Genomic DNA, 26279 nt, shown 5'->3' with positions numbered 1-26279 from the left:
TTGGTTTATGCGGGTTGCACAATCTTTGCGAAAACGCGCTGTAGTCGGCTGTCTACAAAATCGGTTTCGACGCGTTTCAGCTGTTGATGGCGCGGGTAGCGTGGCTCGGCACGGTCGTTCAAGACCGGGGCTTCCCATCCGTCCGTCGTGGCAAAGAACCGGTCAGCGCCGTCCGAACCAAAAGCGCGCAGATATCCTTGTACGACGACGTCAATATAGCTCAGCAACAGCGGATGATGGTTTGGTGCATCGTTTTCACGATCTTTTGGTACCGCGTAGACAGCGATGTCAACATCGCGTGTCAGCGGGTGCGATATGGACTGCGTTGCCGGAACACGGTTATAAGCCCATTCGCGTTCATCCAAAGCCGCCCAGTCATCGTCCGGGACATGGGCAATCATGCCCTCGATCTCGGAAGCCGCATCCGGGATCGCGGTCAGGAAAGCCACTGGACGCAGGTCAGTATGGCGCCATACACGCCGCCAACCCTTCAGTGTTGCGGGCTGGGGATCCGGAAAATCATGCGTGGCCAGGTTCACGAGGCTGCCGTAGCCAAAGAAATAGGGGTCAGCCATTTGGGCGGCGTCCTTTCAGAAGATTGATGTATGTCAAACCGCTTTTTTACCGAACATGCAATGTTGCTGCATCAAGAATGTAGGGAGGCCAATATGCGGATTACCAAACGGACGAATATAGCTGTACGTCTGCTGATGTATTGTGCAGCGCATCTGGACCGGCTGGTGACGAAAGCCGAGATTGCCGAAGCGTGCAACATCTCGGAAAATCATCTGGCACAGGTGATCAATCAATTGAGCCAATTGGACTATCTGAGCACGCAACGCGGTCGCAAAGGCGGAATGTCACTGGCGCGCCCAGCGGACGAGATCCGTATCGGTGCGGTTTTTCGGGACGTCGAAGGATCTTTGCCGATTGTCGAGTGCTTTGCCGATGCGTACAACACCTGCCCATTGACTGACGCGTGTCGTCTGCGCGTGGCGCTGCAGGATGCTGCTGAGGTGTTTTATGCTTCGTTAGATGATATCACGTTGGACGCGTTGGTGTGTAACAATGACCCCTTGCTGAGAATTCTGCAGCCAGTTGCTTGCGGACGCTGACATCAATCGCTGGCACGTAGGATGCGAGCGGGCCGCACGGACAGGGGACGCAGCGCAAACGCAAGACCTGCACCCAGAGTGACGATAATCCCCGCGAACACGATGCCCAAAGCCGATGACCAAATGATCGAGAAACTTGTGTCGAAAATGTAAGTGGCAACGGCCCAGCCACCTAGGATGCCAGTGAGTAAGGCGACGCAGCCGGCCGCTGCCCCTAGGAGGATGGCGCGCAGGGCAAAGCTAAACAGAATCCTGGGCCGGTCAGCACCAAGCGTTTTCAGAACAGCGGCTTCATATCTTCGCGCGGGCTCCCCTGCTGCTGCGGCTCCGATCAGAACCAGGAAACCTGTAAGCAATGAAACACCAGCTCCGTACGAGGTCGCAGCGGCCAGCCCGGCCAACAGACCGGACACGCGATCAATTGCATCCCTGACCCGAATGGCCGTGATGTTGGGATATTGGTCTGCCAGGTCTCGCAATATTGCGGCTTCAGCCTGTTCCTCGGCATACACTGTCGCAATGAAGCTGTGGGGTGCGCCTGCCAGTGCGGACGGATTCATCGACATAATGAACCCCATACCTGCGGTCGAAAAATCAACCTCGCGGAACGAGGTCAGTTCGGCTATGATATCGCGCCCCAGAATGTTGATTGTCAGTTCGTCCCCAAGCTTCAATCCCATTTCTTCACCTTCTTCAGCGGCAAAGCTGACTTGCGGCGTGCCGGAATAGTCTTCGGACCACCATTCGCCGGCGGTGATCCGTGCGTTCTCGGGTGGTTGAATGGAATAGGTGAGACCACGATCGCCCTCTACCACCCAGTGATCTCCGGCCACTTCTCGTGCAGGGCGTCCGTTTATCTGTGAAAGGATGCCGCGCAGCATCGGCGCACTTTCGATCCGGCTAACATCCGGGTCGTTTTCAAGGCGCTCGCTAAATCTTGGCATTTGATCCTTTTGGATGTCGACGAAGAAATACGAGGGCGCGACATCCGGGAGGTTTCCCGAAATGGCATTGCGTAAGGTGCCATCGATTTGCCCCACCGCTGCGAGAACTGATAGGCCGAGACCCAGCGACAGAACAACGGAACCTGCGCCTTCTCGCGGGTCGGAAATCGCGGACAACGCCCAGCGAAGGGCTGGCCGACCACGCGCCAAGGGCGCCCCGGTGCGCGCTATCCAGCGGATCGCGAACGCGGACAGAGACAGTAACAGCAGAGCGCCGACCAGTCCGCCGCTGGTCCAAAGTGTGAGCCATGTGGACCCGCTAAACCAGGACGCAGAGGCGATCAGCAGAGCGAGACCCAGTGCAGTTGCCAGCACGTAGATGGCCCGCGGAAGACGGTTGGCGGATGTCAAAGCATCGCGAAACAGCGTGGCGGCCCGCACTTCTTCGGTGCGGGCGAGGGGCCAGAGTGTGAACAAAAACGCCGTTAAGAACCCGTACAGGGCAGCTTCGGCCAGGGGTTGCGGATAAAGTGAAAAGACGGCGGGAATGGGCAGGCGGCTTTCGATAACAGGCGCCATCAACATGGGTGCCAACCCGCCCAGAGACACACCAATCGCGATGCCGATCCCAGACAATAAACCGATCTGGATCATGTAGGTTTGGAAAATAGTTGCCCGGTCGGCCCCCAATGTGCGCAAAGTGGCGATTGTTTCGGTCTTCTGGGACAGATAGGCCCGGACAGCTGCAGAAACGCCGATGCCGCCAACGGCCAGCCCCGACAGTCCGACCAACACCAGAAACGAACTGAGCCGCGCGACGAATTCGGAAATGCCCGGCGCACCGTTGCGCGCATCGGTCCATCGCATACCAGTGCCGTCAAATATCTGGTCAGCTTCAATTGAGAGATCCGCCAAGGCGATATCAGACGGCAGATCCAGTCGGTATTTTGTCGAAAACAAAGTGCCGGGCTCTAGCAGGCCCGAGGTACGTAGGTCTTCAGTGCGCACCAGTGTTCTTGGACCCAATCCAAAGCCATCTGCTGCACCGTCCGGTTCCGTCTCTAACGAAGCCATGAGCACAAAATCCTGCGTGCCCAACGCGAAAAGGTCCCCGACCGAAAGGCCGAGGCGATCTATCAGTGCCGGATCCATGACTGCGCCCGGTAGCTCAGCGGAGCCATCCAATGCTGTTGCCAACGGGATGTCAGGTTTTAACAACACAGATCCAAGCAAAGGATAGGCATCATCTACGGATTTTACCTGTGTCAGCGCTCGCTCAGGTCCTGCATCGCGTGGTGCGACCGCCATGGAACGGAAATCGACAACCTCGGAAACCTCTTGCGCAGACTGGTCCATCCAGGCGCGTTCTTCGTCGTTGGCAAAACGGTAGGTGAATTCCAGCTGGGCATCGCCACCGAGTAGTGCCGCCCCTTCTTGCGTCAGACCCGCCTGAATTGCGTGTCGAACCGAACCGACGGCCGCAATCGCAGCAACACCTAGGGCCAGACAGGCCAGAAAGATGCGAAAACCACGCAGGCCGCCTCGTAGCTCGCGTCGGGCTAGTCGCGCGGCCAGCCGCATGCTCATTCTGCTGCCTCTTGCTTGGCCTTCTCTTCGACTCTGCCGTCTCTCAATCGAACAACGCGGTCACATCTTTCGGCAAGCGTATGGCTATGTGTAACCAGCACCAAGGTGGCCCCATGTTTGTCGCGCAGCCCGAACAGGAGATCGACGATGGCAGCACCATTTGTTTCGTCAAGGTTTCCAGTGGGTTCATCGGCCAAAAGGATTTGTGGACGCGGGGCGGATGCCCGCGCCAATGCAACGCGCTGCTGCTCGCCACCCGAAAGTTGGGCGGGGTAGTGATCGCGCCGATGCGACAGTCCTACGGCTTCCAACTCGGCCTCGGCCCGAACGAATGCATCGCTGTGACCCGCCAGTTCCAGCGGGGTCGCCACATTTTCCAGAGCCGTCATCGTGGGGATCAGGTGAAAGTTTTGGAACACAACACCCATGGAGTCGCGCCGAAACCGGGCCAATGTATCTTCGTCCATGCCAGTCAGATCTTTACCTAAAGCAATCACGCTGCCGCCGGTGGCTTGTTCTAATCCGCCCATCAGCATCAGCAACGAGGATTTGCCGGAACCGGATGGTCCGACTAATCCAAGTGTTTCGCCCTGTACAACAGACAAGCTAACGTCATGCAGAATATTCACGCGACCGGCATTGCCTTCCAGCGACAATGCGGCATTTTGGAGTTCAAGAACTGATGTTGCCATGGGTCTTTCCAAAGGGGAGCAATTATTTGGGATATGGAGCAGTTATAGAATTGCGCAAGGCTTTGATGTCCGGGCTGTTTATGTGCTGCGGTTTTATGGCCACAGCCGAGCCTGTTGTGATCGCCGCTTTAGGAGATTCCCTGACGCAAGGCTATGGGCTGATTGAGGAGGATGGATTTGTCCCTCAACTCGAACGTTGGCTGCAAGAGCAGGGCGCAGAGGTCCGTGTGATCAACGCTGGCGTATCGGGCGACACGACGGCGGGGGGCGCGTCGCGTGTTGAATGGACACTGACACCCGATGTGGACGGGATGATCGTCGCGCTGGGTGGCAATGATCTGTTGCGGGGCATCGATCCAGAGGTGTCACGAGGCAATCTCGAAACCATTCTGAAGGCGGCGCAGGCTGAGGATGTTGGAGTTTTGCTGGTTGGGATGCAGGCGCCAGGAAACTACGGTGCCGAGTATAAGCAAAGTTTTGATGCCATGTATCCTGAGTTGGCGCAGGCATATCAAACCCAATACGCGAACAGCTTTTTTGACGGCTTGGCCGCAGACGGAGATCCGAGCGCGGTTGGTCAGTTCATGCAGGCGGACGGCATTCACCCCAATGCCAAAGGGGTCTCTCAGATTGTCGAAACGCTTGGGCCCTTCGTATTGGATCTTGCCAACGAGGTTGCCAAACAGGAGTGAGCAATGCCCGGGCGGTTTTTTCTGACACGGCCAATGACCGAGATCGCGACGGTTCTGGGTGTTTCGAATACAGCCCCGGGCCAGTCAGCCCGTAGTAACATTCAGCCGGGGCAGGAAATGGTTGTGCTGACCACCCGCGGGTTGGTGTCCATGCGGTGGGGCATGATCCCGGTGGGGCGTGTCAATGCTCGCGGACGACCAGTCATGGAAACCATCATCAACGCGCGGTCAGAAACTGTATTTGACAAAGCCGCGTTCGAAGGGGTCGGTCGGGCAGTTGTCCCGGTGGATGGCTGGTATGAGTGGACCGGAGAAAAGCGCCGAAAAACGGCGTGGCGCATTGCTTCAAAGGATGGGGCACCGTTGTTTTTTGCCGCGATCACTGATCGGTGGCAGGCGCCCGGTGGCCTGCATGTTGACCAGTTCGCGGCGGTGACATGCGAACCAAATGCCGATTTAGAGCCGATCCACCACCGAATGGGCGTGTTACTGGATTTGGCAGTGGTGCAGCTATGGCTCACCGCGCCCGAAGAGCAAGCTAAGGAATTGGCGCAACCCTGGCCAAATGGATTGCTGCACATCGAGCAGGCAACAGATGTGGATTGGACCGCACCCTGACGATGCGGTCAGACGACAGTGACAACCGTTCCGATGGGGACCCTGTTGTATAGATCGACGACATGCTCGTTCAGCATCCGAATGCATCCGTTGGACGCAGCCCGTCCGATTGTCTGCGGCTGAGTTGTTCCGTGAATGCGAAAATAGGTATCGATCCCGTTTTGGAACAAATACAATGCCCGGGCGCCCAAAGGGTTGCCATTGCCTCCGGGCTGAACATAGTCGTTGTCCTTGAATTTCGCGTAAGCGACCGGGTCGCGTTCGATCATTTCATTCGTAGGTCGCCAGGTCGGCCATTCTTTTTTTACATCGATTGTCGCTGTGCCGGTGAACTCGAGTCCGGCTTTGCCGACGCCGCACCCATAGCGGATCGCCTTGCGGGGTTCAGTTACAAAATAGAGGTAAAACGAGCGTGGAACGACCAGTAGCTGACCGGGCAGGAACTGCTTTTTGACCCGGACAAATTGCGGTGCCGGGTCATATTCCACCGCTTTTTTCGCCGCAGCGAGGCCAGGCATTAAGCTGGCGGCAGCCGTTGACGCAAGAAATACGCGACGCGTGAACATGATGGTCCTCACAAAATTGCCAAATAAATCATTGCCGTAGTTTGAGAATGATAGCCTATCTGGTCAATTGCAGGGCAAGGATAACCGAAAAGTGATGTATTACGCGGGCCACACTGACGGCCGCGAGAAGTTTTGTCTCCAAAGAAAAAGGGCGAGGAAAAACCTCACCCTTTCAAAAGCTTAGACAAGCTGGATGTCGTCGGCGCTTTCGCGACCGTCACGTCCAGCGCGCAGCTCGTACGTGACTTTCTGGTTGTCGGCGAGACCGGTAAGGCCCGAACGTTCGACGGACGAGATGTGCACAAACACGTCTTTGCCGCCATCTTCAGGTGCGATAAAGCCGAAGCCTTTTGTGGTATTGAACCATTTTACGGTGCCTGTAGGCATTCCGAGATCTCCTATAAGTGCTACCCACGGTGTTGCGGCAGCCCGGCGTCGTTGTCTGTATCGATAGACTGAGCGCCGGAATCGGAGACAGTAGGTCGAATAGAAAAACGTAAGCGCCCTTGATATGGCATTGAGAACTGCGTGTGACAAGGTAATTTGTGCGGTTTGTACAAGGGTTTGAGGGCCAATCGTCCGATTTGCACAAGAATCCGCCGACGCAATCTGCCGTGAATCTAAGTGTCATAAAGATACTGAATTGCGACAGTTTGAAGGTGTGGATTGCAATTCAGACGACGGTTTTGCGAGCTATGGATCGTGCGTCATGCCAGGATCAGTTTTTGTTTCTGCAGAGAACGAGGATACGATAGCGAGGTCTTTTTTAATCGACATGTTGGAGGAACTCTTATGCCCGTCCCGCAGATTGTAACCGTCATCGGATATTTTTCGGTACCTGTCGCGAATGCCGCTGCCTTTCGCAAGAACTGTGCCGAGATGATTGACCTGCGAAAGAAAGAGACCGGTCATTTGGCCTCCGCCTATAGTTTCGGGGCCGATGGCACGGCGGTGTCCCGTGAGGACTACGACAGCGCTCATGCGTTGATCCGGCATATGGAGGTAGGCAGCCACATCTCTGAAAGCAAGCAGACGCTGGTTGAGATCACCGAGGTCGAAATGCATGGCCCTGCGGGCGAGATTGCAAAGCTGCCGGGCCCGTTCGCCTGGTTGGCGGCCCGGTTTTGTCACAGAGTTTGGGTTTCGTTGAGCAAACCAAGGGTCGGGTCTTAGCCCTGAATAGGGGAAGCCCGGTTAGTGGGCCATCTGACCCCGCGGCGGCATTAATCGATCCATCGGGTTCTTCGCTCAAGCCGGGTCGATCCGGAATTGGCAGAGTGGTGGCTTTCGCTGGCGCGAGTGTTCTCATTGCCCCATCGGGATAGGGTAAACACGCAGTCCGGTTCCAACCCGTGTCTAACGTTACTCTCGCATCGTGGTTTCAATGAGTTCCCAATCAGTTAGCCAAGCAACATAGGAATCTGAGATTCCTGCCTCTACTGCTTTGTCCCTGTCCGAGATTGCTGCCGGGTAGCTCTTGAACCGGCCCAGAGATATCGAATACCTGCCATTATTCATACGAAAAACACTGATATTGCTTTGCTCGACATTGAGCTTATGGGAGATTTGAAGAAGGCTAGATTCGGCCGTTGACAATGACTTTGCGCTGCCAACTATCGCGGCAAATGCGCCAGGCTGAGACGTATCGCTTTCCTCCAAAGTACTAACAATCGAAGCTACCGCAGCCAGATTGCGAAATGCACGCGAACTTCCAAGCTCGGCCGCTTGTTTGAGCGTCTCGCTAGCTTCATCATACCTTCCGACCTGCATCTGTGCATATCCTAGGTTATTTAAAATCTTAGTTTTCAAGTCATTGGGGAAATTATCGAAATATGACACTTGCGCAGCGTTCTGGAAGGCCTCAAGCGCGGAATCGTTATTTCCTTCGGACAAAAACCCAAAGCCGATTACATTCTCTGGTGATACATTTGTGTTTCCTGAACGTGCCAGTTCATTTTCTAAACCAGCCAATACCGTACGAGATTGCCCATATCGTTCTAAGCGGGTTAAGTATCGGCCAAAATAGTACCGCATACAAAGATCAGATTGGTTTTCAGTTAAATATTCGGAAGCTTGTTTAATCAGGTCTGTATTACTTGAATCTGTGGAGATGATTTTTTGGGCTAGCGCTGGATTGCTAGTGCTTTCTCCAGCGGTACAACCCTCGGCAAATGCGAGGCTATACGGAAAGCTGATACAAATTAGCACTACGGTCAGTCTCAGAACCATGTTCAAAAACTCTCCTCCGGATTGTCAAGTGGACTGTCGGTAGCTTCGTTCTTGAAACCGGAAGCCGTCGCCGCAAGGCCGGAATTTTGCTCCTCAAGGTGAGTGACTTTGGCGTCAAGATCTTCTATGTCTTCGCGGAATTTATCAATCTTCTCTCGAATCTTTTCTAGATCCAGCAGAAGTGGTGCGCCTTGGCGGACGACGAATTTGTTTTGCTGTGGATCATATAAAACTGTCGATCCGTCTACCCGCATGATTTGTACCGACCCGCTGATATCTTCCCGATCAGGTCTCAGCGAAAGCACGACCTCCATCTGGCGCGGGTTCGCAAGAAAAGAGTAAACAATTCCTAAGACCAATACGCCAGCAGAGAGAACTAGAAATGCGATAATCAGGCGGCTGCGGCTTTTGGCGATCGCTTCGTTTTGCGTTTCCGTATTGCGCACAACTTCTCTTAAAAGGTTGTACGCAAGGAACATTATGGCGACAGAAAATCCTAGAAAGCCAGCGGCAACAAGTTGAGGTAATATCTGCATTTTTAAAAACTCTGAAAATCAACTCAAAGCAATATATCACAACTTGCGCTTTCGGGAAAGTTATCTACCGCGCAAACTTCTTATGCTTCAACCGCTTGGGCTCCAACGCGTCGGGTCCAAGTCTCCGCTTCTTGTCTTCTTCGTAGTCCTCGAAGTTGCCCTCGAACCATTCCACATGCGCATCGCCCTCAAAGGCCAGAATGTGCGTGCAGATCCGGTCGAGGAAGAAGCGGTCGTGTGAGATGACGACGGCGCAGCCGGCGAAATCGACCAGCGCGTCTTCCAGCGCGCGCAGGGTTTCGACGTCCAGATCGTTGGTCGGTTCGTCGAGCAGCAGGACGTTGCCACCCTCTTTCAGCAGGCGGGCCATGTGGACGCGGTTGCGCTCACCACCGGATAGCAGTGAGACCTTTTTCTGCTGATCGCCGCCCTTGAAGTTGAAGGACGAGCAGTAGGCGCGGGAATTGACCTGTGCGTCGCCCAGCTGGATGATCTCGGCGCCGCCGGTGATCGCCTCCCACACAGTGTCGTTGTCCTTGAGGTCGTCGCGGGACTGGTCGACATAGGACAGCTCGACCGTGTCGCCCAGGGTGATGGTGCCGCTGTCGGGCTGTTCCTGCCCGGTGAGCATCTTGAACAGGGTCGATTTACCGGCGCCGTTGGGGCCGATGACACCGACGATGCCGCCGGGGGGCAAGGCGAATTCCAGACCTTCGATCAGTTGCTTGTCGCCCATGTGTTTTGATAGGCCCTCGACCTCGATCACCTTGCCGCCAAGGCGCTGGCCGTTGGGGATGACAATCTGGGCGCGGGTCAGCTTTTCGCGTTCGGACTGGTCTGCCAGCTCGTTATAAGCGTTGATCCGGGCCTTGGATTTGGCCTGACGGGCCTTCTGGCCCTGACGCATCCATTCCAGTTCGCGCTGCAGGGTCTTCTGCTTGGACTTGTCCTCGCGCGCCTCCTGCTCAAGCCGTTTGGCCTTTTGTTCAAGCCATGCGGAGTAGTTGCCCTCGTAAGGCAGACCCCGACCACGGTCGAGTTCAAGGATCCAGCCGGTGATGCTGTCCAGGAAATAGCGGTCGTGGGTGACGATCAGGATGGTGCCCTTGTAGTCGATCAGGTGTTGCTGCAGCCAGGCGATGGTTTCGGCGTCCAGGTGGTTGGTCGGTTCGTCCAATAGCAGCATGTCTGGCGCTTCGAGCAGCAGTTTGCACAGCGCGACACGGCGTTTCTCACCCCCCGAAAGGTTGGCGATGCTGGCGTCGTCGGCCGGGCAGCGCAGCGCCTCCATCGAGACGTCGATCTGGCTGTCGAGGTCCCAGAGGTTCTGGCTGTCGATCTCGTCCTGCAGCTTGGCCATCTCATCAGCGGTTTCGTCGCTGTAGTTCATCGCCAGTTCGTTATACCGGTCGAGGATCGTCTTTTTTTCGGCCACGCCCAGCATGACGTTTTCACGAACGCTGAGGGTTTCATCCAGTTTCGGTTCCTGCGGCAGATAGCCGACCTTGGCACCCTCGGCGGCCCAAGCCTCACCCGTAAAGTCCTTGTCGAGGCCCGCCATGATCTTCATCAGCGTCGATTTACCGGCGCCGTTGACGCCGACAACACCGATTTTCACGCCGGGCAGAAAGCTCAGGTGGATGTTTTCAAAGCACTTCTTGCCACCGGGATAGGTCTTGGAGACACCCTGCATGTGGTAGACATATTGATAGGCGGCCATGTCGCGTCCTCTGGGTCGGGGAAATCAGGTTGGGCGGGGTGATAGCGGATGGTTCGATTGGGGGCAATGGATAGGATCGTCGAAGGCCTCGGTGGACTACGAGATTGAGATTGGGTAGTTCAAGCGTGGATCACTTGGCTGCAGGATTAGGTGTACGGTTTGAGCAACTCTATTGGATTAATTGAGTCTGCCGGATACCTTTTGTGGTTCGGTTTGTTTTGCTTTTCGATGTCTTCTCTGAAGAAATTCCACTGGGACGCCGCGCGGGCGCGCTCGGAAATCTACAACGAACCAATCCGACGCATTGACCGAGTGATGCCACCTGCTCCCGCGCATAAGGCGGAAGTCAGACCGGAAGATATTCGCTATCGGTGGTATTGGAGCAAGGCATTTTGGAGAACAAATATCGATGTTGGGTTGGCCTGAAGCCTGATGTACGCAATTAAGAAACTGCTGATTTAGGTGGCCTTGAAAGATCTCATAGCTGGTTGGACGCAGCCGGGGCGTGTCGAATGGATCGGTCTGCGACCTGGGCGTCGTGCGGAGATGGTCGCGGTTGAGGAAGGCATGATCTCCACCAATGGGCTTGAAGGCGACCGGGGCCGCGCAGGCAAGCGGGCGGTGACGCTGATCCAGCAGGAGCATCTGGCGGCGATTGGGTCATGTTTGGGGCAGGGGCCGGTGTCGCCCGATATTCTGCGCCGCAATCTGGTGGTCTCAGGGATCAATTTAGCCGCGCTCAAAGGGCGCGAAGTGCAGGTGGGCGAGGTGATCCTACGCTTTACCGTGATCTGCGCGCCGTGCAGCCGGATGGAGGAGGCGCTGGGCAAAGGCGGCTATTCCGCCGTGCGGGGGCATGGTGGGTGGTGCGCCGAGATGGTGCGGCCGGGGCGGGTCACGTTGGGCGATGCGGTTCAACCGGTTGATTGACAACGTTGTCCAGTTCTGAACATCAGCAAGGCATGGATCGTTTTAGCATTCCATACGCGCGGCCCGGGCAGGTCATCGGGCTGTTCGGTGGGTCGTTTGACCCGCCGCACCAGGGGCATGTGCATGTCACGCTTGAGGCGATGAAGGCGTTTGGGCTGGATCGGGTGTGGTGGCTGGTGTCGCCAGGTAATCCGCTAAAGGAACGTGGCCCCGCTCCATCGGCGCGGCGTATGGCGGCGGCGCGGGAGATGATGCAGCATCCGCGGGTCGAGGTGACGGATATCGAAGCGCTGACGGGGACGCGCGCGACGGCGGGTACGCTGGCGGCGATGCGAAGGCTTTATCCGCAGGTCAGGTTCGTCTGGCTGATGGGTGCCGACAATCTGGCGCAGTTTCACCGTTGGAAAGACTGGCGACAGATCATGGACAGCGTACCGGTGGGCGTGGTGGCGCGGCCGGGGGATCGGATATCGGCCCGGATGTCTCCGGCGGCGCGCGCATATGCACAGTATAGAATCGACGGACAAGCACGGCATTTGCTTGGGCGGGCTGCTGCGCCGGCGTGGTGTTTCGTGAACGTGCCTATGGTCAATGTCAGCTCGACTGAAATTCGCGGGCGCGGCGGTTGGGGCGATGGGGTGTTGCCGGAATAGCCACACCCGGCGCATAGTGCATTTCAGTGGTTGTTTGGTTGTGATCTCTGGGATTTTAATTGACCCATGGTTGATCGTATTTCACGTCGTTTGTTTCTGGGGGGATTGGGGGCGTCTCTGATCCCGGGCACGTCTTTGGCACAAGCGCCCTTGGTGTCTTTGAGGCCGCAGGCGCGTGGACCACAGCTGAGCGGCGTCGAACGGTTCATCAAAGCCGCGGGTTTAAGGGGTGACGTTGTGTTTGCCGTGGCTGATGTGAAAACCGGAGCGCAGTTGGAAGCTTTTGGGGACGAAAAGGGATTGCCTCCGGCAAGTGTCGCCAAGGCGATGACCGCCCTTTACGCACTGGATGTTCTGGGGCCGACGCATCGATTTGAAACCACGCTAATGGCGAATGGTCCTATTGAGAATGGAATTCTAAAGGGCGATCTTATCCTTGTCGGCGGGGGTGATCCGCTGCTGGATACGGATGCTCTGGCCCAGATGGCGGCCAATTTGCGCAAGGTGGGCGTGACCGAGGTGCGCGGGGCGTTCAAGGTCTATGATGGCGCTCTGCCGTATATTTTCAGCGTGGATCCCGGACAACCGGATCATGTCGGGTACAGTCCGGCGATCAGTGGAATATCGTTGAACTTTAACCGCGTGCATTTCGAGTGGAAACGTGAAGCCACGAGCTATGACGTGACCATGGACGCGCGCAGTGCGAATTATACTCCGTCGGTTGAGATGGCGCGGATGCGGGTCAAGGACCGGCAACTGCCGATCTACACTTACGAAGCGAGTGCCCGCCAGGATCGCTGGACCGTCGCAAAAGGTGCCTTGGGCAAAGGTGGCGCGCGGTGGTTACCAGTACGCAAGCCCGCGCTGTATGCTGGTGATGTGTTCAAGACATTGGCGCGGGTAAACGGAATCGTTCTGGGCCGGGTGCAGGTTACAACCGAAACACCGCGCGGAGATGTACTGGTTCTGCACCAGAGCGATTCTCTGGACAGTATCCTGCGCGGGATGCTGAAGTACTCGACCAACCTGACCGCAGAAATGGTGGGGCTTGCCGCGTCGGTCGCACGGGGCGCTGCACCCAACAGCCTTGCGGATTCGGCCGCCGAGATGAACCGCTGGGCCGCTGAGACCTACGGGGTCGAGGGGGTCGCGATGGTGGATCATTCCGGGCTTGGCGATGCCTCGCGCATGAAACCGGGTGATTTGGTGGCTGCGCTTGTCGCTGCGCGGAAGACGGGTGCGCTGCGGCCATTGCTGAAGCCGTTTTCTTTGACCGATGCCAATGGCAAGCCGATCAAGGATCACCCGATCCGCGTGGATGCCAAAACCGGGACGCTGAATTTTGTTTCGGGGCTGGGCGGGTTCCTGACAACTGCGGGTGGCTCGGACCTGGCTTTTGCCATTTTTACCGCCGATATGGATCACCGCGCCACCATCCCGCGAGAGGCCCGAGAACGCCCGGATGGCGCGCGTAGCTGGAACCGAAGATCACGCAAGCTACAACGAGCATTGATAGAGCGATGGGGCGCTTTGTACGGAAGTTAGATCAGACGACGTGACGCGCCCGCGAACCGCGCTCGATCGCGGCTGCGTGCAGCCGGTCGATATTCAATTCATACCGGATTTCTTCCAACAGGCGCAGTTCGGTTTCAGCCAGTGACCCGTCAGCCGCAGCAACGTCGCAAGCCAGTGCATAAGCGGTTTCGTTCAAACGCTCGGGCAGGTTGACCCGGATCAGGCCAAAAAGGGCATCCAACCCATCCTCTTGTTCGAACAGGTCGAACACGATCTGCGACACGCGGCGGGTGCGGTCGATGTCGTAACCCGAAAAGACCGGCAGCATGTTGACCGCAGTTTCGATTTTGACCAGCTCGGCAGTGCGAATGGTTTCATCCGACGCAGAGACCGCAACCATGATCGCCACAAGGCAATCTTGTGGGGACATGGGGTGGGGAATTTGATCGGTCATTATATGTGTCCTGCTTGGAGGTGTTCGAACGCGTAGGATATGGGCGGGTGGAAGCAGGTACAACACTTTGTTTGATCTGCGGGCGCGGCGTATAGCGCAGGTCAGTTGTATACTTTGATTGTCTCGGCCAATAGCAACCCGTCCCAGTTTTTGAACCGTGTCAAATGTAGCTCTGACCAGACCACCACCGCCGGTGTAGGTACTATTATGCTGGTTGATCCTTTGTCGGTGTCTCTGAGGCCGTTTGTTCTGCGAGGTCTTCGCAGTAGTAAATGTCCCGCCCGATGTCCTCGCAGACATGTACTTTGGGGCTCGGATATACCGCGCGAAGAAAGCTGTGGGTATAGGGGAAGAAGTTGAAGTGCGGGTTGAAGCTGTACCGGTATTCGCGTTCCAACGGGACAACAATGATGACGCGCTTCCGAGCAACACGACGGAGTTCTGCAATGGCGCGGCGGTAATCCAGCAGATGCTCGATCACATGGGTGCAGATCACTGTGTCGAAGGTGTTGTCGTCAAATGGCAGATCTTCGATACGGGCTGCGGCGTAGTCGATATTGTCGATGGTGGCGACGTCGTCGATTACAAAATCAACACCAGTCATCTTTTCGATATCGGGGCGTGCCGTAAAGACACATTGCAATAGAAAACCAGTGCCACAGCCAACGTCGCAGACGCTTTGACCAACAACGTCCTTTGCGATCCGCTCAATGCATGCTTCGGAGTTGTCAGTTCCCTGATGAACCCGCGGGTGGTCACGATAGAGCGCCTCATACTCGTCGTCAGTCAGATATGGCGCACGCTCACGAAACTCAGCAAGACGGGTGATATGGGTTCCCCAGACACGGCGGGCCAGCCAGTGGAATGCTGAGCTGTCGCGCAGGACCGGCGGCAGGATATCCTCAAGGACAAAGCGGATCCTGTTGGTCGTTTCGCGTCGCATGGGTCTTCCTTGTTTTCAGATCGTTTACTTTGTTCTGGCAGAAGACGCGTCATAGCAGGCTTTGGAACCGGGACGAAGCAGAAATACCGCCCAGAGGTTGTTCTGTTTTTTGGTGCACTTGGCAATGCCGTCAAATTCCTTTCAGGCGGGTATTGAGAAATACGGTCCGCTTTATTGACTCATGCTGCATCCGCACAATAACAGGGGCCGGGCTGGTTGCATGGGGTGGCTGGCACGATCCCCGATGGAGTTCAATACAAATGTCTGACCTGCGTGAAACCGCGATGACGTCCAAGGCCTGGCCCTTTGAGGAGGCGCGGCGGTTGCTCAAACGGTACAAGCAGGGTGCTCCGGAAAAGGGATGTGTGCTGTTCGAGACGGGCTATGGTCCCTCGGGCTTGCCGCATATCGGAACGTTTGGCGAAGTTGCGCGGACCACCATGGTCAAGCGCGCGTTTGAGGCGCTGTCGGACATTCCAACCAAGCTGATCTGTTTCTCGGACGATCTCGATGGCATGCGCAAGGTACCAAGCAACGTGCCAAACCCTGAGGCGCTGCAAGACTATTTGCAATGCCCGCTGACCACGGTTCCTGATCCGTTTGGCGAATATCCTAGCTTCGGCGAATACAACAATGCGATGCTGCGTCGGTTTCTCGATACCTTTGGCTTCGAGTATGAGTTCTATTCAGCACGGGACTTTTATCGCTCAGGCCAGTTTGATGAAATCCTGAAGCGGGCGGTCGATAACTATGATGCCGTGATGGCCATCATGCTCAAAAGCCTGCGCGAGGAACGCCAGCAGACCTATTCGATCTTCCTGCCGCTCCATCCCGAAACCGGTCGCGTTCTGTATGTGCCCATGAAGAAGGTTTGTGCTGAGACTTACGCGGTTACCTTCGACGACGAAGACGGCAAGGAGTGGACGCTGCCGGTCACCGGCGGCAACGTAAAGCTGCAATGGAAACCGGATTTTGGTGCGCGCTGGGCGGCGCTGGGCGTTGACTTCGAGATGTATGGCAAGGAACACGCCACCAACGAAAAGATCTATGACGCGATCTGCCGTGCGCTGGGGGGCCGTGCGCCGGAGCATTTCTCGTATGAGCTGTTTCTGGATGAAAACGGACAGAAGATTTCCAAGTCTTCGGGCAACGGGGTGTCGATTGACGAATGGCTGACCTATGCGCCGACTGAAAGCCTTGCGTATTTCATGTACCAAAAGCCCAAGACGGCCAAGCGGATGCATTTCGATGTGATCCCAAAAGCCTACGATGAATACCATCAGCAGTTGCGCGCTTATCCGGGGCAGGAATTGAAGGCGCAATTGAACAACCCGGTCTGGCATATCCATGGCGGCGACGTTCCTGAATCGACCCTGATCGTACCCTTTGCAATGATGTTGAACCTCGCGTCGGTTTCTGGGGCCGAGGACAAAGAGGCATTGTGGGGTTTCATCCGCCGCTATGCGCCGGATGCCACGGCCGAGACGCATCCCGATCTGGATCAGGCGGCGGGTTTCGCCGTTCGGTACTTCAATGATTTTGTCAAACCCACCCGCATGCATCGGGTGCCGACGGATCAAGAGCGTGAAGCGCTGGAAGCGTTGAAGGCGGAGTTGGAAGCGTATGATGGACCTATTGAGGATGAGGCGCTGCAATCGGTGGTTTATGCAGTCGGACGTGAGCGGTTTGATCCCCTGCGGGGCTGGTTCACGACATTGTATGAGGTGCTTTTGGGCGCTTCGCAGGGCCCGCGGTTCGGCGGGTTCATCGCGCTTTATGGCGTGCCGGAAACCATTGCGCTGATCGACAAGGCGCTGGCCGGAGAGCTGGTCTGATTTGACCTGACCCAGCGTGAGGCTATCCTTCGAATAGGAGGTGGCCCCATGCGTCGTTTATTGCTTGCTATATCCCTGAGTGCCGGGCTGGCATCAGGTGCCTTCGCCCAGAACGCCGAGATCGAGGCTAATATTGCCGCACAGATACAGGCATTCAAGGCGGATGACTTTGCCACTGCCTTCACCTTTGCCAGCCCCAATATCCAGCGCTTGTTCGGAACACCTGAGAATTTTGGCGTTATGGTGCAGCGCGGTTATCCTATGGTCTGGCGGCCAGCAGACGTGCGGTTTCTGGATCTGCGAGAGGTTGCCGGAGCGTTGTGGCAGAAGGTCATGATCACCGATGGTGACGGGCGGGTGCATATTTTGGACTATCAGATGGTGCAGCAGAACGACGCCTGGAAGATCAACGGTGTACAACTGTTGGGCAACGCGGATCCGGCAGCCTGACGCAACACCATCGTTACGGTGATTTGAGCGGCGGTTAATTCCTTTTGGATACTCAGACTTTCGCGTTCGGGGTGGACCTGAACGCGGGGTTTGAACGTGTCGCAGATTTGTGCGGCGCGATTGGGAAAGGGATTTCTATGAACAAGGCAATCACCGACGGCATCGTGTTCATGCCGCCTCAGTTCGCGAATGGCTTAGGTGTATGGTCTGCGGGCGACGGCACGCCGGGCTCACCAACCTATGACGGATCAGGGACAGGGGCCTTTGTTCCGGCGGATGCGGATTTCGGAGGCTGTCTTGAGATACTGAAGGTTAATGCCACGCAAAAGCTGCGTTACATGGGGCAGACGCCAATCGTGCCGGGCTGTTACTTGCAGATCAAGGCCCGGGTAAAGGCGATCAGCGGGCCGCTGCCTGAGGTCAGGATTGCGGCCTGGGCCGGGGCTGCTGGCGACACCCATTTGGCTGCTGTTGCCGAACAGGGGCCCGCCACGCAGCTTTCTGGCTATGGTACGGTGCATGAGACTACGGCGATCGTCGGCACCGGACAGCGTCCTGGGGTGGATATGCCTTGGGGTGTGTCTGCTCTGTACGGGCATTTTGGTTTGGATATCGAAGGGGCCAACGGGGCATTGGTCCGGGTCGATGATATTGAGATCACCGATGTAACCGGTATTTTTTTGCGCGAGATGATCAGCGTCGTCGATGTCCGCGATTTTGGCGCTATAGGGGATGGAGTCACCGACGATTCAGCCGCGTTTGAAGCGGCGGATCAGGCAGCCGGTGGACGCAGGGTCTATGTCCCTCAAGGTACTTATCATCTGGCGGAAAACACCAGCATGGCGTCCGAGATGGATTTCGAAGGCACGGTCACAATGCCCGACGACAAAATGTTGCTGCTGACCAAGAACTTTGACTTTCCTGCCTATGACGCGGCCTTTGGCGACGAAGAGCTGGCGTTTAAGAAGGCATTTCAGGCGTTGTTGAACAACGCAGATCATGAGTCGTTGGATCTGGCGGGGCGCAAGATCTCGGTCAATGCACCGATTGAATTGGCCGCTGCAGTCCCCAACAGGCAAAGCGGGTTTTCCACGCGCCGCGTGATCCGCAACGGGCAGTTTGATGTTAAAAGCAATTCGGCCTGGGATGCCGAGACATTTACTTCGGTCGCGACCTACGATCCGTCGGATTCGAAACGACTGACGAATGTGGCCAATATCGCAAACATCCCCGTAGGCTCGTTGGTGGAGGGTAGTGGTGTGGGGCGCGAGATCTATGTGCGATCCAAGGATATTGGCGCCGGAGAGATCACCCTGAACGCAGCCATCTATGATGCATCCGGCACCCAAACGTTCACCTTTAAGGCGTTCAAGTATCTCTTGGATTTCAGCGGCTTCAGTACGCTGCGGAAATTCGGAATGGAGCAAATCGAGTTTCAATGCAACGGGCGTTGCAGCGCTATCCGATTGGCGCCGTCGGGCAGTACGTTCTCGCTGACGGATTGTTTTGTCAGCCGGCCCAAGGATCGCGGAATCTCGTCGATCGGAACCGGGTGTAAGGGGATGCTGATCGACAATTGTCAGTTCCTGTCTGCGGAGGAGTCATTCGTTGTCACTGACCGCAATTCGATCGCGCTGAATACCAACGCGAATGACGTAAAGTTACGGCACAACCGGGCGGTACGCTTCAAGCATTTTGCCGTTGTCGGCGGGGACAACAACATGATCCTGGGTAATCATTTCTTTCAGGGCGACAGCCTTCCGCAGGGCGTCCGTACCGCCGGGCTGATCATGATCGGGACCTACAACAGTTCGACGATCGCCGAGAACTATGTGGATAACTGTTTCGTCGAATGGTCAAATGAACGGGATGCCACTCCCAGTTATGTTTCGGGGTACTCGTTCAGTGCCATGAGCGTCACTGACAACATTTTCTATTCCAGCGAAGCCCCACCCTGGTTCAGTTATATTGTCATCCGCCCGCATGGTCCCGGGCACTTCTTGAATGGATTGGCTGTCACCGGGAACAAATTTCGCGCCAGTAGCGGCGGGATTGACCGTGCGGAAAGGGTGGATACCACCTTTGCCGATCTGGATAAGAACCGCCATGTTAACGTGACCTTCCAAAACAACACATATCATGGCGTGAGCGTGAAGGCCGCGAACCCTTTGCGAGTCCGGAACATGCAGCCGGCCGCAACCAGCGCCTGGCCAGTTTGGTCTTATGCTCATTTGCCGTTCGGCGGTAAGGTCCTGAGTTGTGACGCCGTAACTGTTCTCGGCCCGCTGCGGAGTGCCTTTGGATCGGTGCGTCACGCGACACCTTATGTAGAGCTAGCGCAAGGCAGCAATGGCGATGGGTTATTGCTTCGGTGGCCGGAAAACTTGCAAGGTGAAGTCTCGGTGCTAATGCGGATGGAGCATTGATCTAATGGATGGTTGCCCACCAACGGGCAGCCACATTTATCCGGTGGTACCCTTGCCTATGCAGGGTGCCATTTGGATTTGACAAGAAAGCCGAAGGAAACAGGAGACGTTTCAATTTCCTATGCTAGGCTCAGGTCAGCCACAGGAGGAGCCAGATGCCGAACATAGCTAAAAACACCAGCGTCCAAACTGTTATTACCACCTTTGAAATGACCCCCGGAACTTGCCAGGACTTGCTCGAATCGTTGACCGAAGCCTATGCTGACTTCATTTCCAAACAGCCAGGCTTCGTTTCAGCTGGGTTGCATGTAAATGACGCTCAGACACGTATCGCCAACTATTCTCAGTGGAAGCGCCGGGAAGACTTTCTGGCGATGCTGCGCACGCCTGAGATGCGCGACCGAAACCGCAAGATCAACGAGCTGTGCAAAAGCTTTGAGCCTGTCATGTATGACGTGGCTGAAACATTCGGCAATTCCTGACCTGGATCAAAGCACGCGCTAGTTTTTAGGCTCATGTTAGATGGGTATAAAAAGGAGGACTGCAGCATGTATCATAACATTCTTGTCCCCATTTCGTTTGATACCGAACGAGATACTTCCGGTTCGCTGAAACTGGCCGAAGTTCTGGCGACGCCAGATGCGCAGGTGACGTTGATGCATGTGGTTGAGCATATTCCGAATTATGCAATTTCCTACATGCCTGCCGAGTATTTGACGGAAGCGCGCAAGGCGATCCAAACCGAATTGGACAATATGGCCGCAAAACTGCCCAATGCGACGGGCTTGGTAGTAGAAGGCCATTCGGGCAGAACGATCTTGGATTGGTCGGAAGAACACAAACCGGATCTGATCATCATGGCCTCGCACAGGCCGGGAATGCAGGATCTTTTGTTGGGCTCGACGGCGTCGCATGTGGTGCGCCACGCAAAATGTGCTGTGCACGTGGTGCGGTGAGGGTTACAGATCGTCAGGGGCAAGGCGGTATGCCTTGCCAAACCCGCCGTTCAGAACGCCATCCTGAACGTCAAAATGGACAAAGCTGAAATCGGCGAAATCGACATAGAGCTTCGCCTTTGGGCGTAAGCTTAGATATCTTGCGCGCAATCTGTTGTGCTCTGGCGTTTCCTTCGGAACCAGCCGTGCGATTGCATGGAGTGTTAACCGAGGATGGGTCAGCGGATCGCCTTTGTCGGCGGGCTCACCAATCAGAAGGGCGCAAGACGAATTTGCCCGCAGCGCTTGCGTATGATCCGCAAGGGTCGAAATCAGAGATACCGGGCGCCCAGCGTCATCCGTGGCCAGCGCGATACGAGAGACTGATGGCAATAAGCTGTCCGGACGCAGAACCGCCAGCGCAGCAAATGTTGCGTCGGTGATCAGTTCTTTCGCCTGACTACGGGCGGTGGCGTCCATTGGTTGGAACGGGTCGGTTTTGGTCATGTCGGGTGGTTCCGGGAACAATCACTAATTGCCATTGATAGATGCCTGATCTACTTGGGGCCAGTCCAACTGTTGCCACATATCCGGAGTATCCTGACAGCATGTTGTTCGGAAAACCTGCACGAAACGAGAGCGATCTCAACCCGCGCTCGTCCAAACGGCACCGTCGGGCCGACGCCATGCGTCGAAAGGCCCTTTCCCCCGTGCGCATCCTGATCATGGTGCTTTTTCTGCCGCTGACCACCGCAGTGTTTGCGGCCGGTATGTTTCTGCGGATCTCTGACTATGACCGTAACGACGCTGTGCTGCACCTGATCGCTTTGGCCGGATGTGACGCTGCGGACGCCATCGGATTTGGCCCGTTTCGTGAGGGTCAGCCGGGCTACCACAAGCGCTACGATGCGGATGGGGATGGTGTGTCCTGTGAAAAGTTCGCTCCGGCCTTCACCCAGCAGGCGACACCGCCGACCAGTTCCACGCCTGCGAACCGCACGGTTGGCAACGCCAAATTCGTGCGACCCTGATCCGCTTGCCTTGCCGGACCGGGGCACTTGGCCGCAACCGGGATGAAAATCAGCCCGATCCTTCCCATCTGACCTGCACAGCTATGGGAGAACGTCTGATGAAATGTCCGATTGATGGCACCAATTTGGTGATTGCCGAACGCAGCGGGGTCGAGATCGACTATTGCCCGCAATGTCGTGGCGTTTGGTTGGACCGGGGTGAGTTGGACAAAATCATTGACCGGTCCGGAGCCCATACCCCTCCACCACCACCTCAGCAGGGCTATGACGACCGCTCAGATCATGGGTATCGCAAGAAGAAAAAGCGCGGCAGTTTTTTGGATGAGCTATTCGATTTCTAACCAACTCGGACGAGGTCACGACAGCTGCCCGCCTGCGCAGTCGCGAAACTTGCGCACTTCGGGCGCGGCGCCGTTTAGCGGAAACTCGGTGATACGGTCCTGCGTGAAGGCGTAGGCCATGTCATTGTATTCCAACCCATCAAGGACGTTCCCAAACCCTGCGTCACTGACGCCAAGTGAATAGGTGTCCGGTGAAAGGACATGGCGCGGTGTTGCGATTTCGATCGGGTCACGCCCACTGAACCGCATCGCAAACCAGGGGGTCAATGTCCACGTGTCGGTTTTCCGAGTGACCGTCAGCGTATACAGCGGCTGTGCCGGATCGTAAGTCAGGAAGATACCTGCGTCATCAGTGTCATGGGCCAGCGTGCAAATCTCACCTACGGTGGCCTCCCAAGCATGGGCGGGTGTACCGACGAGAAGGCTGATAAGAAGTACGCGCATCTGCTGAAACTAGCTGAGGGCTGGGAATTGGCAAGTTCAACAGGGTTCGGACCACGGATCAGCAGCGCCGTGGCTTCGGGAACTCTGATCGTTGAGTTCGGTCTTCGATAGAACGCAAGCGCTTGTCTTGCACCACTAAGTACGCTCAGATTGGCCCCATGACCCGCGATGAATTCAATACCTTCTGTTCCAGCCTCAAAGCCACCAGCCATGTCGTGCAATGGGGCAATGCGGATGTGTGGAAGGTGGGCGGCAAGGTGTTTGCGCTGTGTGGCTGGAATGACGGGAAAGACGCGTTCACCTTCAAGGCCACTGATCTGGCCTTTGAGGTATTGAGCGATGAACCCGGCATCCGCCCCGCCCCCTATCTAGCGTCTCGGGGGATGAAATGGCTGCAGGTCTACCAGGAACGCGGCATGAGCGACACCTCGCTGCGTGAGCATATCGTGACGTCTTATGAATTGGTTGTGGCCAAGTTGACCAAGAAGGCGCGGGCGGAGTTGGGGGTTTAGAACGGGAGAGCAACGGCGCTGACGGATTTTCCTGAGAGTTGCGCCAGATCCTCGGCCGGTACCACGCGGGTGCCTCGCACCCGGTGAATGGCGTTTTGGACTTCGCGCGTGCTGGGCAGGGTGTCCGGGTTCGTCAAGGCAACCGTTTGGAATCACAATTTGTGATTTCAAACGTGAAGGAGGGAGCGCTGGGCTGCAAGTTTGAAGTGTGAGGCGGTCTTGAAGCCGCAAGCCATATTGATCGCCTAAAAATTGAGGTCGAAGTGTTGGGCGGCCTGCCCGGGCTATCCTCATAGAAACTTTCGGCATTCGAGGTATTGCAGAGCCTTACAAACTCGTTATCAACCCCAGTATGATTGGATTGTCGCTACTTCTACTTTTATCGGTTGGTTTAGCATTTTGGTCGGTGATGACATCCGGCCCGATATTGACTCTACCGCTTCTACTGGGAGCTATCGGTGTTGTTCTGGCAGTGATTCTGCTGCTGAGACTCAGACTTCGAAAACGGATTAACTGGGTCGTCGTTGATGGATCAAATGTGCTCTATTGGGAAAACGATGAGCCAACTTTGTATTCAGTCAGATTAGTTGTTGAAAAGCTAGTTCTAGATGGGTTTGTACCGTTACTGTGGTTCGACGCGAATGTTGGCTACTTGGTTGCGGGCCACTACATGAACCCTGCCAAACTATCAAAAGCTCTTCGATACCCAGCAGGCCGAATATCAGTTGCGCCAAAAGGAACACCTGCTGACCCGTTGTTAATCAGCGATGCGGAAAGATTGAAGGCATTAATAGTGACGAATGATCGGTTCAGAGATTGGCAAGAACGTTTTCCCCAAGTAGCTCAGCAAGACGTGTTTTTGCGGGGTGGAATCAGAAACAAGTGCGTTCACTTGAAGTAAGGCACTACCGCTTCCGCCGCTTCACATTCCCGCCCCTTTGCCCCGGCCTTCCAGCCGTTGACCGTCCACGCGATTTCACCGCGTCTTCCGAGGCTTTCTCGACCGCCCATTGGCGCGCCATGGGGTCATCGGCGACGGCGAGGTCGACCGCTTCCAGACGTTTGATCTCATCGCGGATGTTGGCGGCCTCTTCGAATTCCAGGTTCTCGGCGGCTTTTCGCATCTTGTCGCGCAGACCGTCCAGATGAGCCTCGAGATTGGCGCCGTGCATCGGTTTGTCGATGGTGGCGGTGACGCGGTTCATGTCGACGTCGCCTTGGTAGAGACCGGCCAGAACGTCCTCGACATTCTTTTTCACCGTTGCGGGGGTGATGCCGTGTTCCTCGTTATAGGCGACCTGCTTGGCGCGGCGGCGGTTGGTTTCCTCCAGCGCGCGTTCCATCGAACCGGTGATCTTGTCGGCATACATGATCACGCGACCATCGGCGTTCCGTGCGGCGCGGCCAATGGTCTGGACCAGTGAGGTCTCGGACCGTAGGAAGCCTTCTTTGTCGGCGTCCAGAATGGCGACCAGCCCGCATTCGGGGATGTCGAGCCCCTCGCGCAGCAGGTTGATGCCGATCAGCACGTCGAACGCGCCCAGTCGCAGGTCGCGCAGGATTTCGATGCGTTCCAGCGTGTCGATGTCCGAGTGCATGTAGCGGACCTTGATGCCCTGTTCGTGCAGGTATTCGGTCAGATCCTCAGCCATGCGTTTGGTCAGCGTGGTGACCAGCGTGCGGTAGCCATCGGCGGCGACCTTGCGCACCTCGTCCAGCAGGTCGTCCACCTGCATGCTGACGGGGCGGATCTCGACCTCGGGGTCCAAGAGGCCGGTGGGGCGGATCACCTGTTCGGTGAAGACGCCGCCGGTCTGTTCGATCTCCCACTTGGCCGGGGTGGCCGAGACGAAGACGGATTGCGGGCGCATGGCGTCCCATTCCTCGAATTTGAGGGGACGGTTGTCCATGCAGGACGGCAGGCGGAACCCGTGTTCGGCCAGTGTGAACTTGCGCCGGTAGTCGCCCCGGTACATGCCGCCGATCTGCGGGACGCTAACGTGGGATTCGTCGGCAAAAACAATCGCGTTGTCGGGGATGAACTCGAACAAGGTCGGGGGTGGCTCGCCCGGTGCGCGGCCTGTCAGATAGCGCGAGTAGTTTTCGATCCCGTTGCATACGCCTGTAGCCTCCAGCATTTCCAGATCGAAATTGGTACGCTGTTCCAGACGCTGCGCTTCCAGCAGTTTGCCCTCGCCGACCAGTTGATCCAGCCGGATGCGCAGTTCCTTTTTGATGCCGATGATCGCCTGATTCATTGTTGGTTTTGGCGTCACATAGTGCGAGTTGGCGTAGACCCGCACCTGCTCCATATTCGCGGCACGTTCGCCGGTCAGGGGGTCAAACTCGGTAATGGTTTCAAGTTCTTCGCCGAAGAACGAGAACTTCCAGGCGCGGTCTTCTAGGTGGGCGGGCCAGATTTCGAGGCTGTCGCCGCGCACGCGGAACGAGCCGCGCTGGAAGGCCTGATCGTTGCGGCGATATTGCTGAGCGACCAGATCGGCCATGATCTGGCGCTGGTCGTATTCGCCGCCGACTTTCAAATCCTGTGTCATCGCCCCATAGGTTTCGACCGAACCGATACCGTATATGCACGACACCGAGGCAACGATGATCACATCATCCCGCTCCAGCAGCGCCCGCGTGGCCGAGTGGCGCATCCGGTCGATCTGTTCGTTGATCTGGGATTCTTTCTCGATATAGGTGTCTGACCGCGCGACATATGCCTCGGGCTGGTAGTAGTCGTAGTAGGACACGAAGTATTCTACGGAGTTTTCGGGAAAGAAGCCTTTGAATTCGCCATATAGCTGCGCCGCCAGAGTCTTGTTGGGCGCAAGGATGATGGCGGGGCGCTGGGTTTCCTCGATCACCTTGGCCATGGTGAAGGTCTTACCGGTCCCGGTCGCGCCCAGTAGGACCTGTTCGCGTTCGCCGTCCAGCACGCCGCTGGTCAATTCCTTTATCGCTGTCGGCTGGTCGCCTGCGGGCGCAAATTCTGTATGCATCACGAATTGCTTGCCGCCTTCCAGTTTCAGGCGCGCGCGAACGTCCTCGGTGGTCATTTGGGTCTTGTCAGAATGGGCGTAAGGCATGGGCAGGCTCCGGGTCAGG

Annotated in this window: 30 protein-coding genes; 16 read left to right on the top strand and 14 right to left on the bottom strand. The window is 56.4% G+C overall.

Annotation, left to right across the window (positions count from 1 at the left end; translation table 11 throughout):
* Positions 1 to 5: 5 nt before the first annotated feature.
* Positions 6 to 575: a gamma-glutamylcyclotransferase family protein gene (locus tag Q1B13_RS12690; RefSeq protein WP_299080864.1), complete on the bottom strand. Its 570-nt coding sequence runs from the start codon at positions 573 to 575 to the stop codon at positions 6 to 8.
* 93 nt (positions 576 to 668) lie between these two features.
* Here Q1B13_RS12690 and Q1B13_RS12685 point away from each other — a divergent pair, with 93 nt between their 5' ends.
* Positions 669 to 1115, top strand: coding sequence for an Rrf2 family transcriptional regulator (locus tag Q1B13_RS12685; protein ID WP_299080867.1), 447 nt, complete (start codon positions 669 to 671; stop codon positions 1113 to 1115).
* Between the two features lie 2 nt (positions 1116 to 1117).
* Here the strand turns inward: Q1B13_RS12685 and Q1B13_RS12680 are convergent, their stop codons facing one another.
* Both Q1B13_RS12680 and Q1B13_RS12675 read right to left on the bottom strand, forming a co-directional pair.
* Entirely contained in the window at positions 1118 to 3646 is a 2529-nt protein-coding gene (locus tag Q1B13_RS12680) for an FtsX-like permease family protein (RefSeq protein WP_299080870.1), read from the bottom strand.
* Positions 3643 to 4338 carry an ABC transporter ATP-binding protein gene (locus Q1B13_RS12675; RefSeq protein ID WP_299080873.1) on the bottom strand — a complete coding sequence of 232 codons (696 nt, stop codon included), beginning with the start codon at positions 4336 to 4338 and terminating at the stop codon, positions 3643 to 3645. The genes Q1B13_RS12680 and Q1B13_RS12675 overlap by 4 nt, the downstream gene beginning before the upstream one ends.
* Before the next feature lie 65 nt (positions 4339 to 4403).
* Here Q1B13_RS12675 and Q1B13_RS12670 point away from each other — a divergent pair, with 65 nt between their 5' ends.
* Both Q1B13_RS12670 and Q1B13_RS12665 read left to right on the top strand, forming a co-directional pair.
* Complete coding sequence (locus tag Q1B13_RS12670) at positions 4404 to 5030, top strand: arylesterase (RefSeq protein WP_299081037.1); 627 nt, start codon at positions 4404 to 4406, stop codon at positions 5028 to 5030.
* A gap of 3 nt (positions 5031 to 5033) precedes the next feature.
* Positions 5034 to 5648, top strand: coding sequence for an SOS response-associated peptidase (locus Q1B13_RS12665; RefSeq protein WP_299080876.1), 615 nt, complete (start codon positions 5034 to 5036; stop codon positions 5646 to 5648).
* Positions 5649 to 5656: 8 nt separating this feature from the next.
* Here the strand turns inward: Q1B13_RS12665 and Q1B13_RS12660 are convergent, their stop codons facing one another.
* Together Q1B13_RS12660 and Q1B13_RS12655 are read right to left on the bottom strand one after the other, a co-directional pair.
* A complete protein-coding gene (locus Q1B13_RS12660) occupies positions 5657 to 6214 on the bottom strand; it encodes a L,D-transpeptidase (protein WP_299080878.1) in 558 nt (185 codons plus the stop codon).
* 180 nt (positions 6215 to 6394) lie between these two features.
* A complete protein-coding gene (locus Q1B13_RS12655; protein WP_298935245.1) occupies positions 6395 to 6601 on the bottom strand; it encodes a cold-shock protein in 207 nt (68 codons plus the stop codon).
* Positions 6602 to 7006: 405 nt separating this feature from the next.
* Between Q1B13_RS12655 and Q1B13_RS12650 the strand changes: the two genes are divergently transcribed.
* Positions 7007 to 7387, top strand: a complete 381-nt coding sequence (locus Q1B13_RS12650; RefSeq protein WP_299080882.1) for a hypothetical protein — start codon at positions 7007 to 7009, stop codon at positions 7385 to 7387.
* 189 nt (positions 7388 to 7576) lie between these two features.
* Here the strand turns inward: Q1B13_RS12650 and Q1B13_RS12645 are convergent, their stop codons facing one another.
* From Q1B13_RS12645 to ettA, 3 genes are all read right to left on the bottom strand, one after another.
* Complete coding sequence (locus Q1B13_RS12645) at positions 7577 to 8443, bottom strand: tetratricopeptide repeat protein (RefSeq protein WP_299080885.1); 867 nt, start codon at positions 8441 to 8443, stop codon at positions 7577 to 7579.
* A gap of 2 nt (positions 8444 to 8445) precedes the next feature.
* Positions 8446 to 8979 (bottom strand): hypothetical protein, encoded by a 534-nt coding sequence (locus tag Q1B13_RS12640; RefSeq protein WP_299080888.1) that lies wholly within the window; start codon positions 8977 to 8979, stop codon positions 8446 to 8448.
* 64 nt (positions 8980 to 9043) lie between these two features.
* Positions 9044 to 10699 (bottom strand): energy-dependent translational throttle protein EttA, encoded by a 1656-nt coding sequence (ettA, locus tag Q1B13_RS12635; protein WP_299080891.1) that lies wholly within the window; start codon positions 10697 to 10699, stop codon positions 9044 to 9046.
* Positions 10700 to 11167: 468 nt separating this feature from the next.
* Between ettA and Q1B13_RS12630 the strand changes: the two genes are divergently transcribed.
* The 3 genes from Q1B13_RS12630 (at position 11168) to dacB (ending at position 13827) form a co-directional block, all read left to right on the top strand.
* Entirely contained in the window at positions 11168 to 11629 is a 462-nt protein-coding gene (locus Q1B13_RS12630) for an MOSC domain-containing protein (RefSeq protein ID WP_299799827.1), read from the top strand.
* Between the two features lie 32 nt (positions 11630 to 11661).
* Positions 11662 to 12282: a nicotinate-nucleotide adenylyltransferase gene (locus tag Q1B13_RS12625; protein ID WP_299080897.1), complete on the top strand. Its 621-nt coding sequence runs from the start codon at positions 11662 to 11664 to the stop codon at positions 12280 to 12282.
* A 66-nt stretch (positions 12283 to 12348) separates the two neighbouring features.
* The gene (gene dacB, locus Q1B13_RS12620; protein ID WP_299080899.1) at positions 12349 to 13827 is read left to right on the top strand and encodes a D-alanyl-D-alanine carboxypeptidase/D-alanyl-D-alanine-endopeptidase; all 1479 of its coding nucleotides are present in this window, start codon (positions 12349 to 12351) and stop codon (positions 13825 to 13827) included.
* Position 13828: 1 nt separating this feature from the next.
* Here dacB and Q1B13_RS12615 read toward each other — a convergent pair whose 3' ends face one another.
* Together Q1B13_RS12615 and Q1B13_RS12610 are read right to left on the bottom strand one after the other, a co-directional pair.
* Complete coding sequence (locus tag Q1B13_RS12615) at positions 13829 to 14251, bottom strand: tellurite resistance TerB family protein (RefSeq protein ID WP_298935238.1); 423 nt, start codon at positions 14249 to 14251, stop codon at positions 13829 to 13831.
* Between the two features lie 205 nt (positions 14252 to 14456).
* Positions 14457 to 15194, bottom strand: a complete 738-nt coding sequence (locus Q1B13_RS12610) for a class I SAM-dependent methyltransferase (RefSeq protein WP_299080901.1) — start codon at positions 15192 to 15194, stop codon at positions 14457 to 14459.
* Positions 15195 to 15454: 260 nt separating this feature from the next.
* On the opposite strand from Q1B13_RS12610, the gene Q1B13_RS12605 reads away from it, so the two are divergent.
* From Q1B13_RS12605 to Q1B13_RS12585, 5 genes are all read left to right on the top strand, one after another.
* Positions 15455 to 17029 (top strand): lysine--tRNA ligase, encoded by a 1575-nt coding sequence (locus Q1B13_RS12605; protein WP_299080903.1) that lies wholly within the window; start codon positions 15455 to 15457, stop codon positions 17027 to 17029.
* Between the two features lie 48 nt (positions 17030 to 17077).
* A complete protein-coding gene (locus Q1B13_RS12600) occupies positions 17078 to 17479 on the top strand; it encodes a DUF4864 domain-containing protein (RefSeq protein ID WP_298935235.1) in 402 nt (133 codons plus the stop codon).
* Between the two features lie 137 nt (positions 17480 to 17616).
* Entirely contained in the window at positions 17617 to 19905 is a 2289-nt protein-coding gene (locus Q1B13_RS12595; protein WP_299080906.1) for a glycosyl hydrolase family 28-related protein, read from the top strand.
* 155 nt (positions 19906 to 20060) lie between these two features.
* Entirely contained in the window at positions 20061 to 20387 is a 327-nt protein-coding gene (locus Q1B13_RS12590) for an antibiotic biosynthesis monooxygenase (protein ID WP_298935233.1), read from the top strand.
* Between the two features lie 66 nt (positions 20388 to 20453).
* Positions 20454 to 20861 (top strand): universal stress protein, encoded by a 408-nt coding sequence (locus tag Q1B13_RS12585; RefSeq protein WP_299080909.1) that lies wholly within the window; start codon positions 20454 to 20456, stop codon positions 20859 to 20861.
* A 3-nt stretch (positions 20862 to 20864) separates the two neighbouring features.
* On the opposite strand, the gene Q1B13_RS12580 is transcribed toward Q1B13_RS12585, so the two are convergent.
* Positions 20865 to 21347, bottom strand: coding sequence for a HugZ family protein (locus tag Q1B13_RS12580; protein WP_299080911.1), 483 nt, complete (start codon positions 21345 to 21347; stop codon positions 20865 to 20867).
* Positions 21348 to 21388: 41 nt separating this feature from the next.
* Here Q1B13_RS12580 and Q1B13_RS12575 point away from each other — a divergent pair, with 41 nt between their 5' ends.
* Together Q1B13_RS12575 and Q1B13_RS12570 are read left to right on the top strand one after the other, a co-directional pair.
* Positions 21389 to 21871 (top strand): excalibur calcium-binding domain-containing protein, encoded by a 483-nt coding sequence (locus Q1B13_RS12575; protein WP_299080914.1) that lies wholly within the window; start codon positions 21389 to 21391, stop codon positions 21869 to 21871.
* Positions 21872 to 21969: 98 nt separating this feature from the next.
* Positions 21970 to 22212, top strand: coding sequence for a zf-TFIIB domain-containing protein (locus Q1B13_RS12570; protein ID WP_299080916.1), 243 nt, complete (start codon positions 21970 to 21972; stop codon positions 22210 to 22212).
* A gap of 15 nt (positions 22213 to 22227) precedes the next feature.
* Here Q1B13_RS12570 and Q1B13_RS12565 read toward each other — a convergent pair whose 3' ends face one another.
* On the bottom strand, positions 22228 to 22656 hold the full coding sequence (locus tag Q1B13_RS12565; RefSeq protein ID WP_299080919.1) for an excinuclease ABC subunit B: 429 nt from the start codon (positions 22654 to 22656) through the stop codon (positions 22228 to 22230).
* Positions 22657 to 22814: 158 nt separating this feature from the next.
* On the opposite strand from Q1B13_RS12565, the gene Q1B13_RS12560 reads away from it, so the two are divergent.
* Positions 22815 to 23168: an MmcQ/YjbR family DNA-binding protein gene (locus Q1B13_RS12560; protein WP_299080922.1), complete on the top strand. Its 354-nt coding sequence runs from the start codon at positions 22815 to 22817 to the stop codon at positions 23166 to 23168.
* Here Q1B13_RS12560 and Q1B13_RS12555 read toward each other — a convergent pair.
* Positions 23165 to 23305: a hypothetical protein gene (locus Q1B13_RS12555; protein ID WP_298935226.1), complete on the bottom strand. Its 141-nt coding sequence runs from the start codon at positions 23303 to 23305 to the stop codon at positions 23165 to 23167. The two genes, Q1B13_RS12560 and Q1B13_RS12555, sit on opposite strands and share 4 nt — an antisense overlap.
* A 215-nt stretch (positions 23306 to 23520) precedes the next feature.
* Here Q1B13_RS12555 and Q1B13_RS12550 point away from each other — a divergent pair, with 215 nt between their 5' ends.
* On the top strand, positions 23521 to 24069 hold the full coding sequence (locus Q1B13_RS12550) for a hypothetical protein (RefSeq protein ID WP_299799825.1): 549 nt from the start codon (positions 23521 to 23523) through the stop codon (positions 24067 to 24069).
* Between the two features lie 4 nt (positions 24070 to 24073).
* Here Q1B13_RS12550 and uvrB read toward each other — a convergent pair whose 3' ends face one another.
* Entirely contained in the window at positions 24074 to 26260 is a 2187-nt protein-coding gene (uvrB, locus tag Q1B13_RS12545; protein WP_299080925.1) for an excinuclease ABC subunit UvrB, read from the bottom strand.
* Positions 26261 to 26279 lie beyond the last annotated feature (19 nt).

The organism is uncultured Ruegeria sp. (genome assembly GCF_947489545.1).
Taxonomy (GTDB): Bacteria; Pseudomonadota; Alphaproteobacteria; order Rhodobacterales; family Rhodobacteraceae; genus Ruegeria.
Note: the sequence above shows the minus strand (reverse complement) of the source record. Positions and strands in the feature narration are given on the sequence as shown.

Bases quoted from the DNA above. Each gene is read 5' to 3' on its own strand.
- Q1B13_RS12615 (WP_298935238.1), bottom strand. From the start codon at position 14,251: ATGACCGATCAAATTCCCCACCCCATGTCCCCACAAGATTGCCTTGTG.
- Q1B13_RS12600 (WP_298935235.1), top strand. From the start codon at position 17,078: ATGCGTCGTTTATTGCTTGCTATATCCCTGAGTGCCGGGCTGGCATCA.
- Q1B13_RS12595 (WP_299080906.1), top strand. From the start codon at position 17,617: ATGAACAAGGCAATCACCGACGGCATCGTGTTCATGCCGCCTCAGTTC.
- Q1B13_RS12625 (WP_299080897.1), top strand. From the start codon at position 11,662: ATGGATCGTTTTAGCATTCCATACGCGCGGCCCGGGCAGGTCATCGGG.
- Q1B13_RS12660 (WP_299080878.1), bottom strand. From the start codon at position 6,214: ATGTTCACGCGTCGCGTATTTCTTGCGTCAACGGCTGCCGCCAGCTTA.
- Q1B13_RS12580 (WP_299080911.1), bottom strand. From the start codon at position 21,347: ATGACCAAAACCGACCCGTTCCAACCAATGGACGCCACCGCCCGTAGT.
- Q1B13_RS12675 (WP_299080873.1), bottom strand. From the start codon at position 4,338: ATGGCAACATCAGTTCTTGAACTCCAAAATGCCGCATTGTCGCTGGAA.
- Q1B13_RS12550 (WP_299799825.1), top strand. From the start codon at position 23,521: ATGATTGGATTGTCGCTACTTCTACTTTTATCGGTTGGTTTAGCATTT.
- Q1B13_RS12665 (WP_299080876.1), top strand. From the start codon at position 5,034: ATGCCCGGGCGGTTTTTTCTGACACGGCCAATGACCGAGATCGCGACG.
- ettA (WP_299080891.1), bottom strand. From the start codon at position 10,699: ATGGCCGCCTATCAATATGTCTACCACATGCAGGGTGTCTCCAAGACC.
- Q1B13_RS12570 (WP_299080916.1), top strand. From the start codon at position 21,970: ATGAAATGTCCGATTGATGGCACCAATTTGGTGATTGCCGAACGCAGC.
- Q1B13_RS12610 (WP_299080901.1), bottom strand. From the start codon at position 15,194: ATGCGACGCGAAACGACCAACAGGATCCGCTTTGTCCTTGAGGATATC.
- Q1B13_RS12690 (WP_299080864.1), bottom strand. From the start codon at position 575: ATGGCTGACCCCTATTTCTTTGGCTACGGCAGCCTCGTGAACCTGGCC.
- uvrB (WP_299080925.1), bottom strand. From the start codon at position 26,260: ATGCCTTACGCCCATTCTGACAAGACCCAAATGACCACCGAGGACGTT.
- Q1B13_RS12650 (WP_299080882.1), top strand. From the start codon at position 7,007: ATGCCCGTCCCGCAGATTGTAACCGTCATCGGATATTTTTCGGTACCT.
- Q1B13_RS12640 (WP_299080888.1), bottom strand. From the start codon at position 8,979: ATGCAGATATTACCTCAACTTGTTGCCGCTGGCTTTCTAGGATTTTCT.
- dacB (WP_299080899.1), top strand. From the start codon at position 12,349: ATGGTTGATCGTATTTCACGTCGTTTGTTTCTGGGGGGATTGGGGGCG.
- Q1B13_RS12605 (WP_299080903.1), top strand. From the start codon at position 15,455: ATGTCTGACCTGCGTGAAACCGCGATGACGTCCAAGGCCTGGCCCTTT.
- Q1B13_RS12685 (WP_299080867.1), top strand. From the start codon at position 669: ATGCGGATTACCAAACGGACGAATATAGCTGTACGTCTGCTGATGTAT.
- Q1B13_RS12575 (WP_299080914.1), top strand. From the start codon at position 21,389: ATGCCTGATCTACTTGGGGCCAGTCCAACTGTTGCCACATATCCGGAG.
- Q1B13_RS12645 (WP_299080885.1), bottom strand. From the start codon at position 8,443: ATGGTTCTGAGACTGACCGTAGTGCTAATTTGTATCAGCTTTCCGTAT.
- Q1B13_RS12560 (WP_299080922.1), top strand. From the start codon at position 22,815: ATGACCCGCGATGAATTCAATACCTTCTGTTCCAGCCTCAAAGCCACC.
- Q1B13_RS12655 (WP_298935245.1), bottom strand. From the start codon at position 6,601: ATGCCTACAGGCACCGTAAAATGGTTCAATACCACAAAAGGCTTCGGC.
- Q1B13_RS12670 (WP_299081037.1), top strand. From the start codon at position 4,404: ATGTCCGGGCTGTTTATGTGCTGCGGTTTTATGGCCACAGCCGAGCCT.
- Q1B13_RS12565 (WP_299080919.1), bottom strand. From the start codon at position 22,656: ATGCGCGTACTTCTTATCAGCCTTCTCGTCGGTACACCCGCCCATGCT.
- Q1B13_RS12680 (WP_299080870.1), bottom strand. From the start codon at position 3,646: ATGAGCATGCGGCTGGCCGCGCGACTAGCCCGACGCGAGCTACGAGGC.
- Q1B13_RS12585 (WP_299080909.1), top strand. From the start codon at position 20,454: ATGTATCATAACATTCTTGTCCCCATTTCGTTTGATACCGAACGAGAT.
- Q1B13_RS12590 (WP_298935233.1), top strand. From the start codon at position 20,061: ATGCCGAACATAGCTAAAAACACCAGCGTCCAAACTGTTATTACCACC.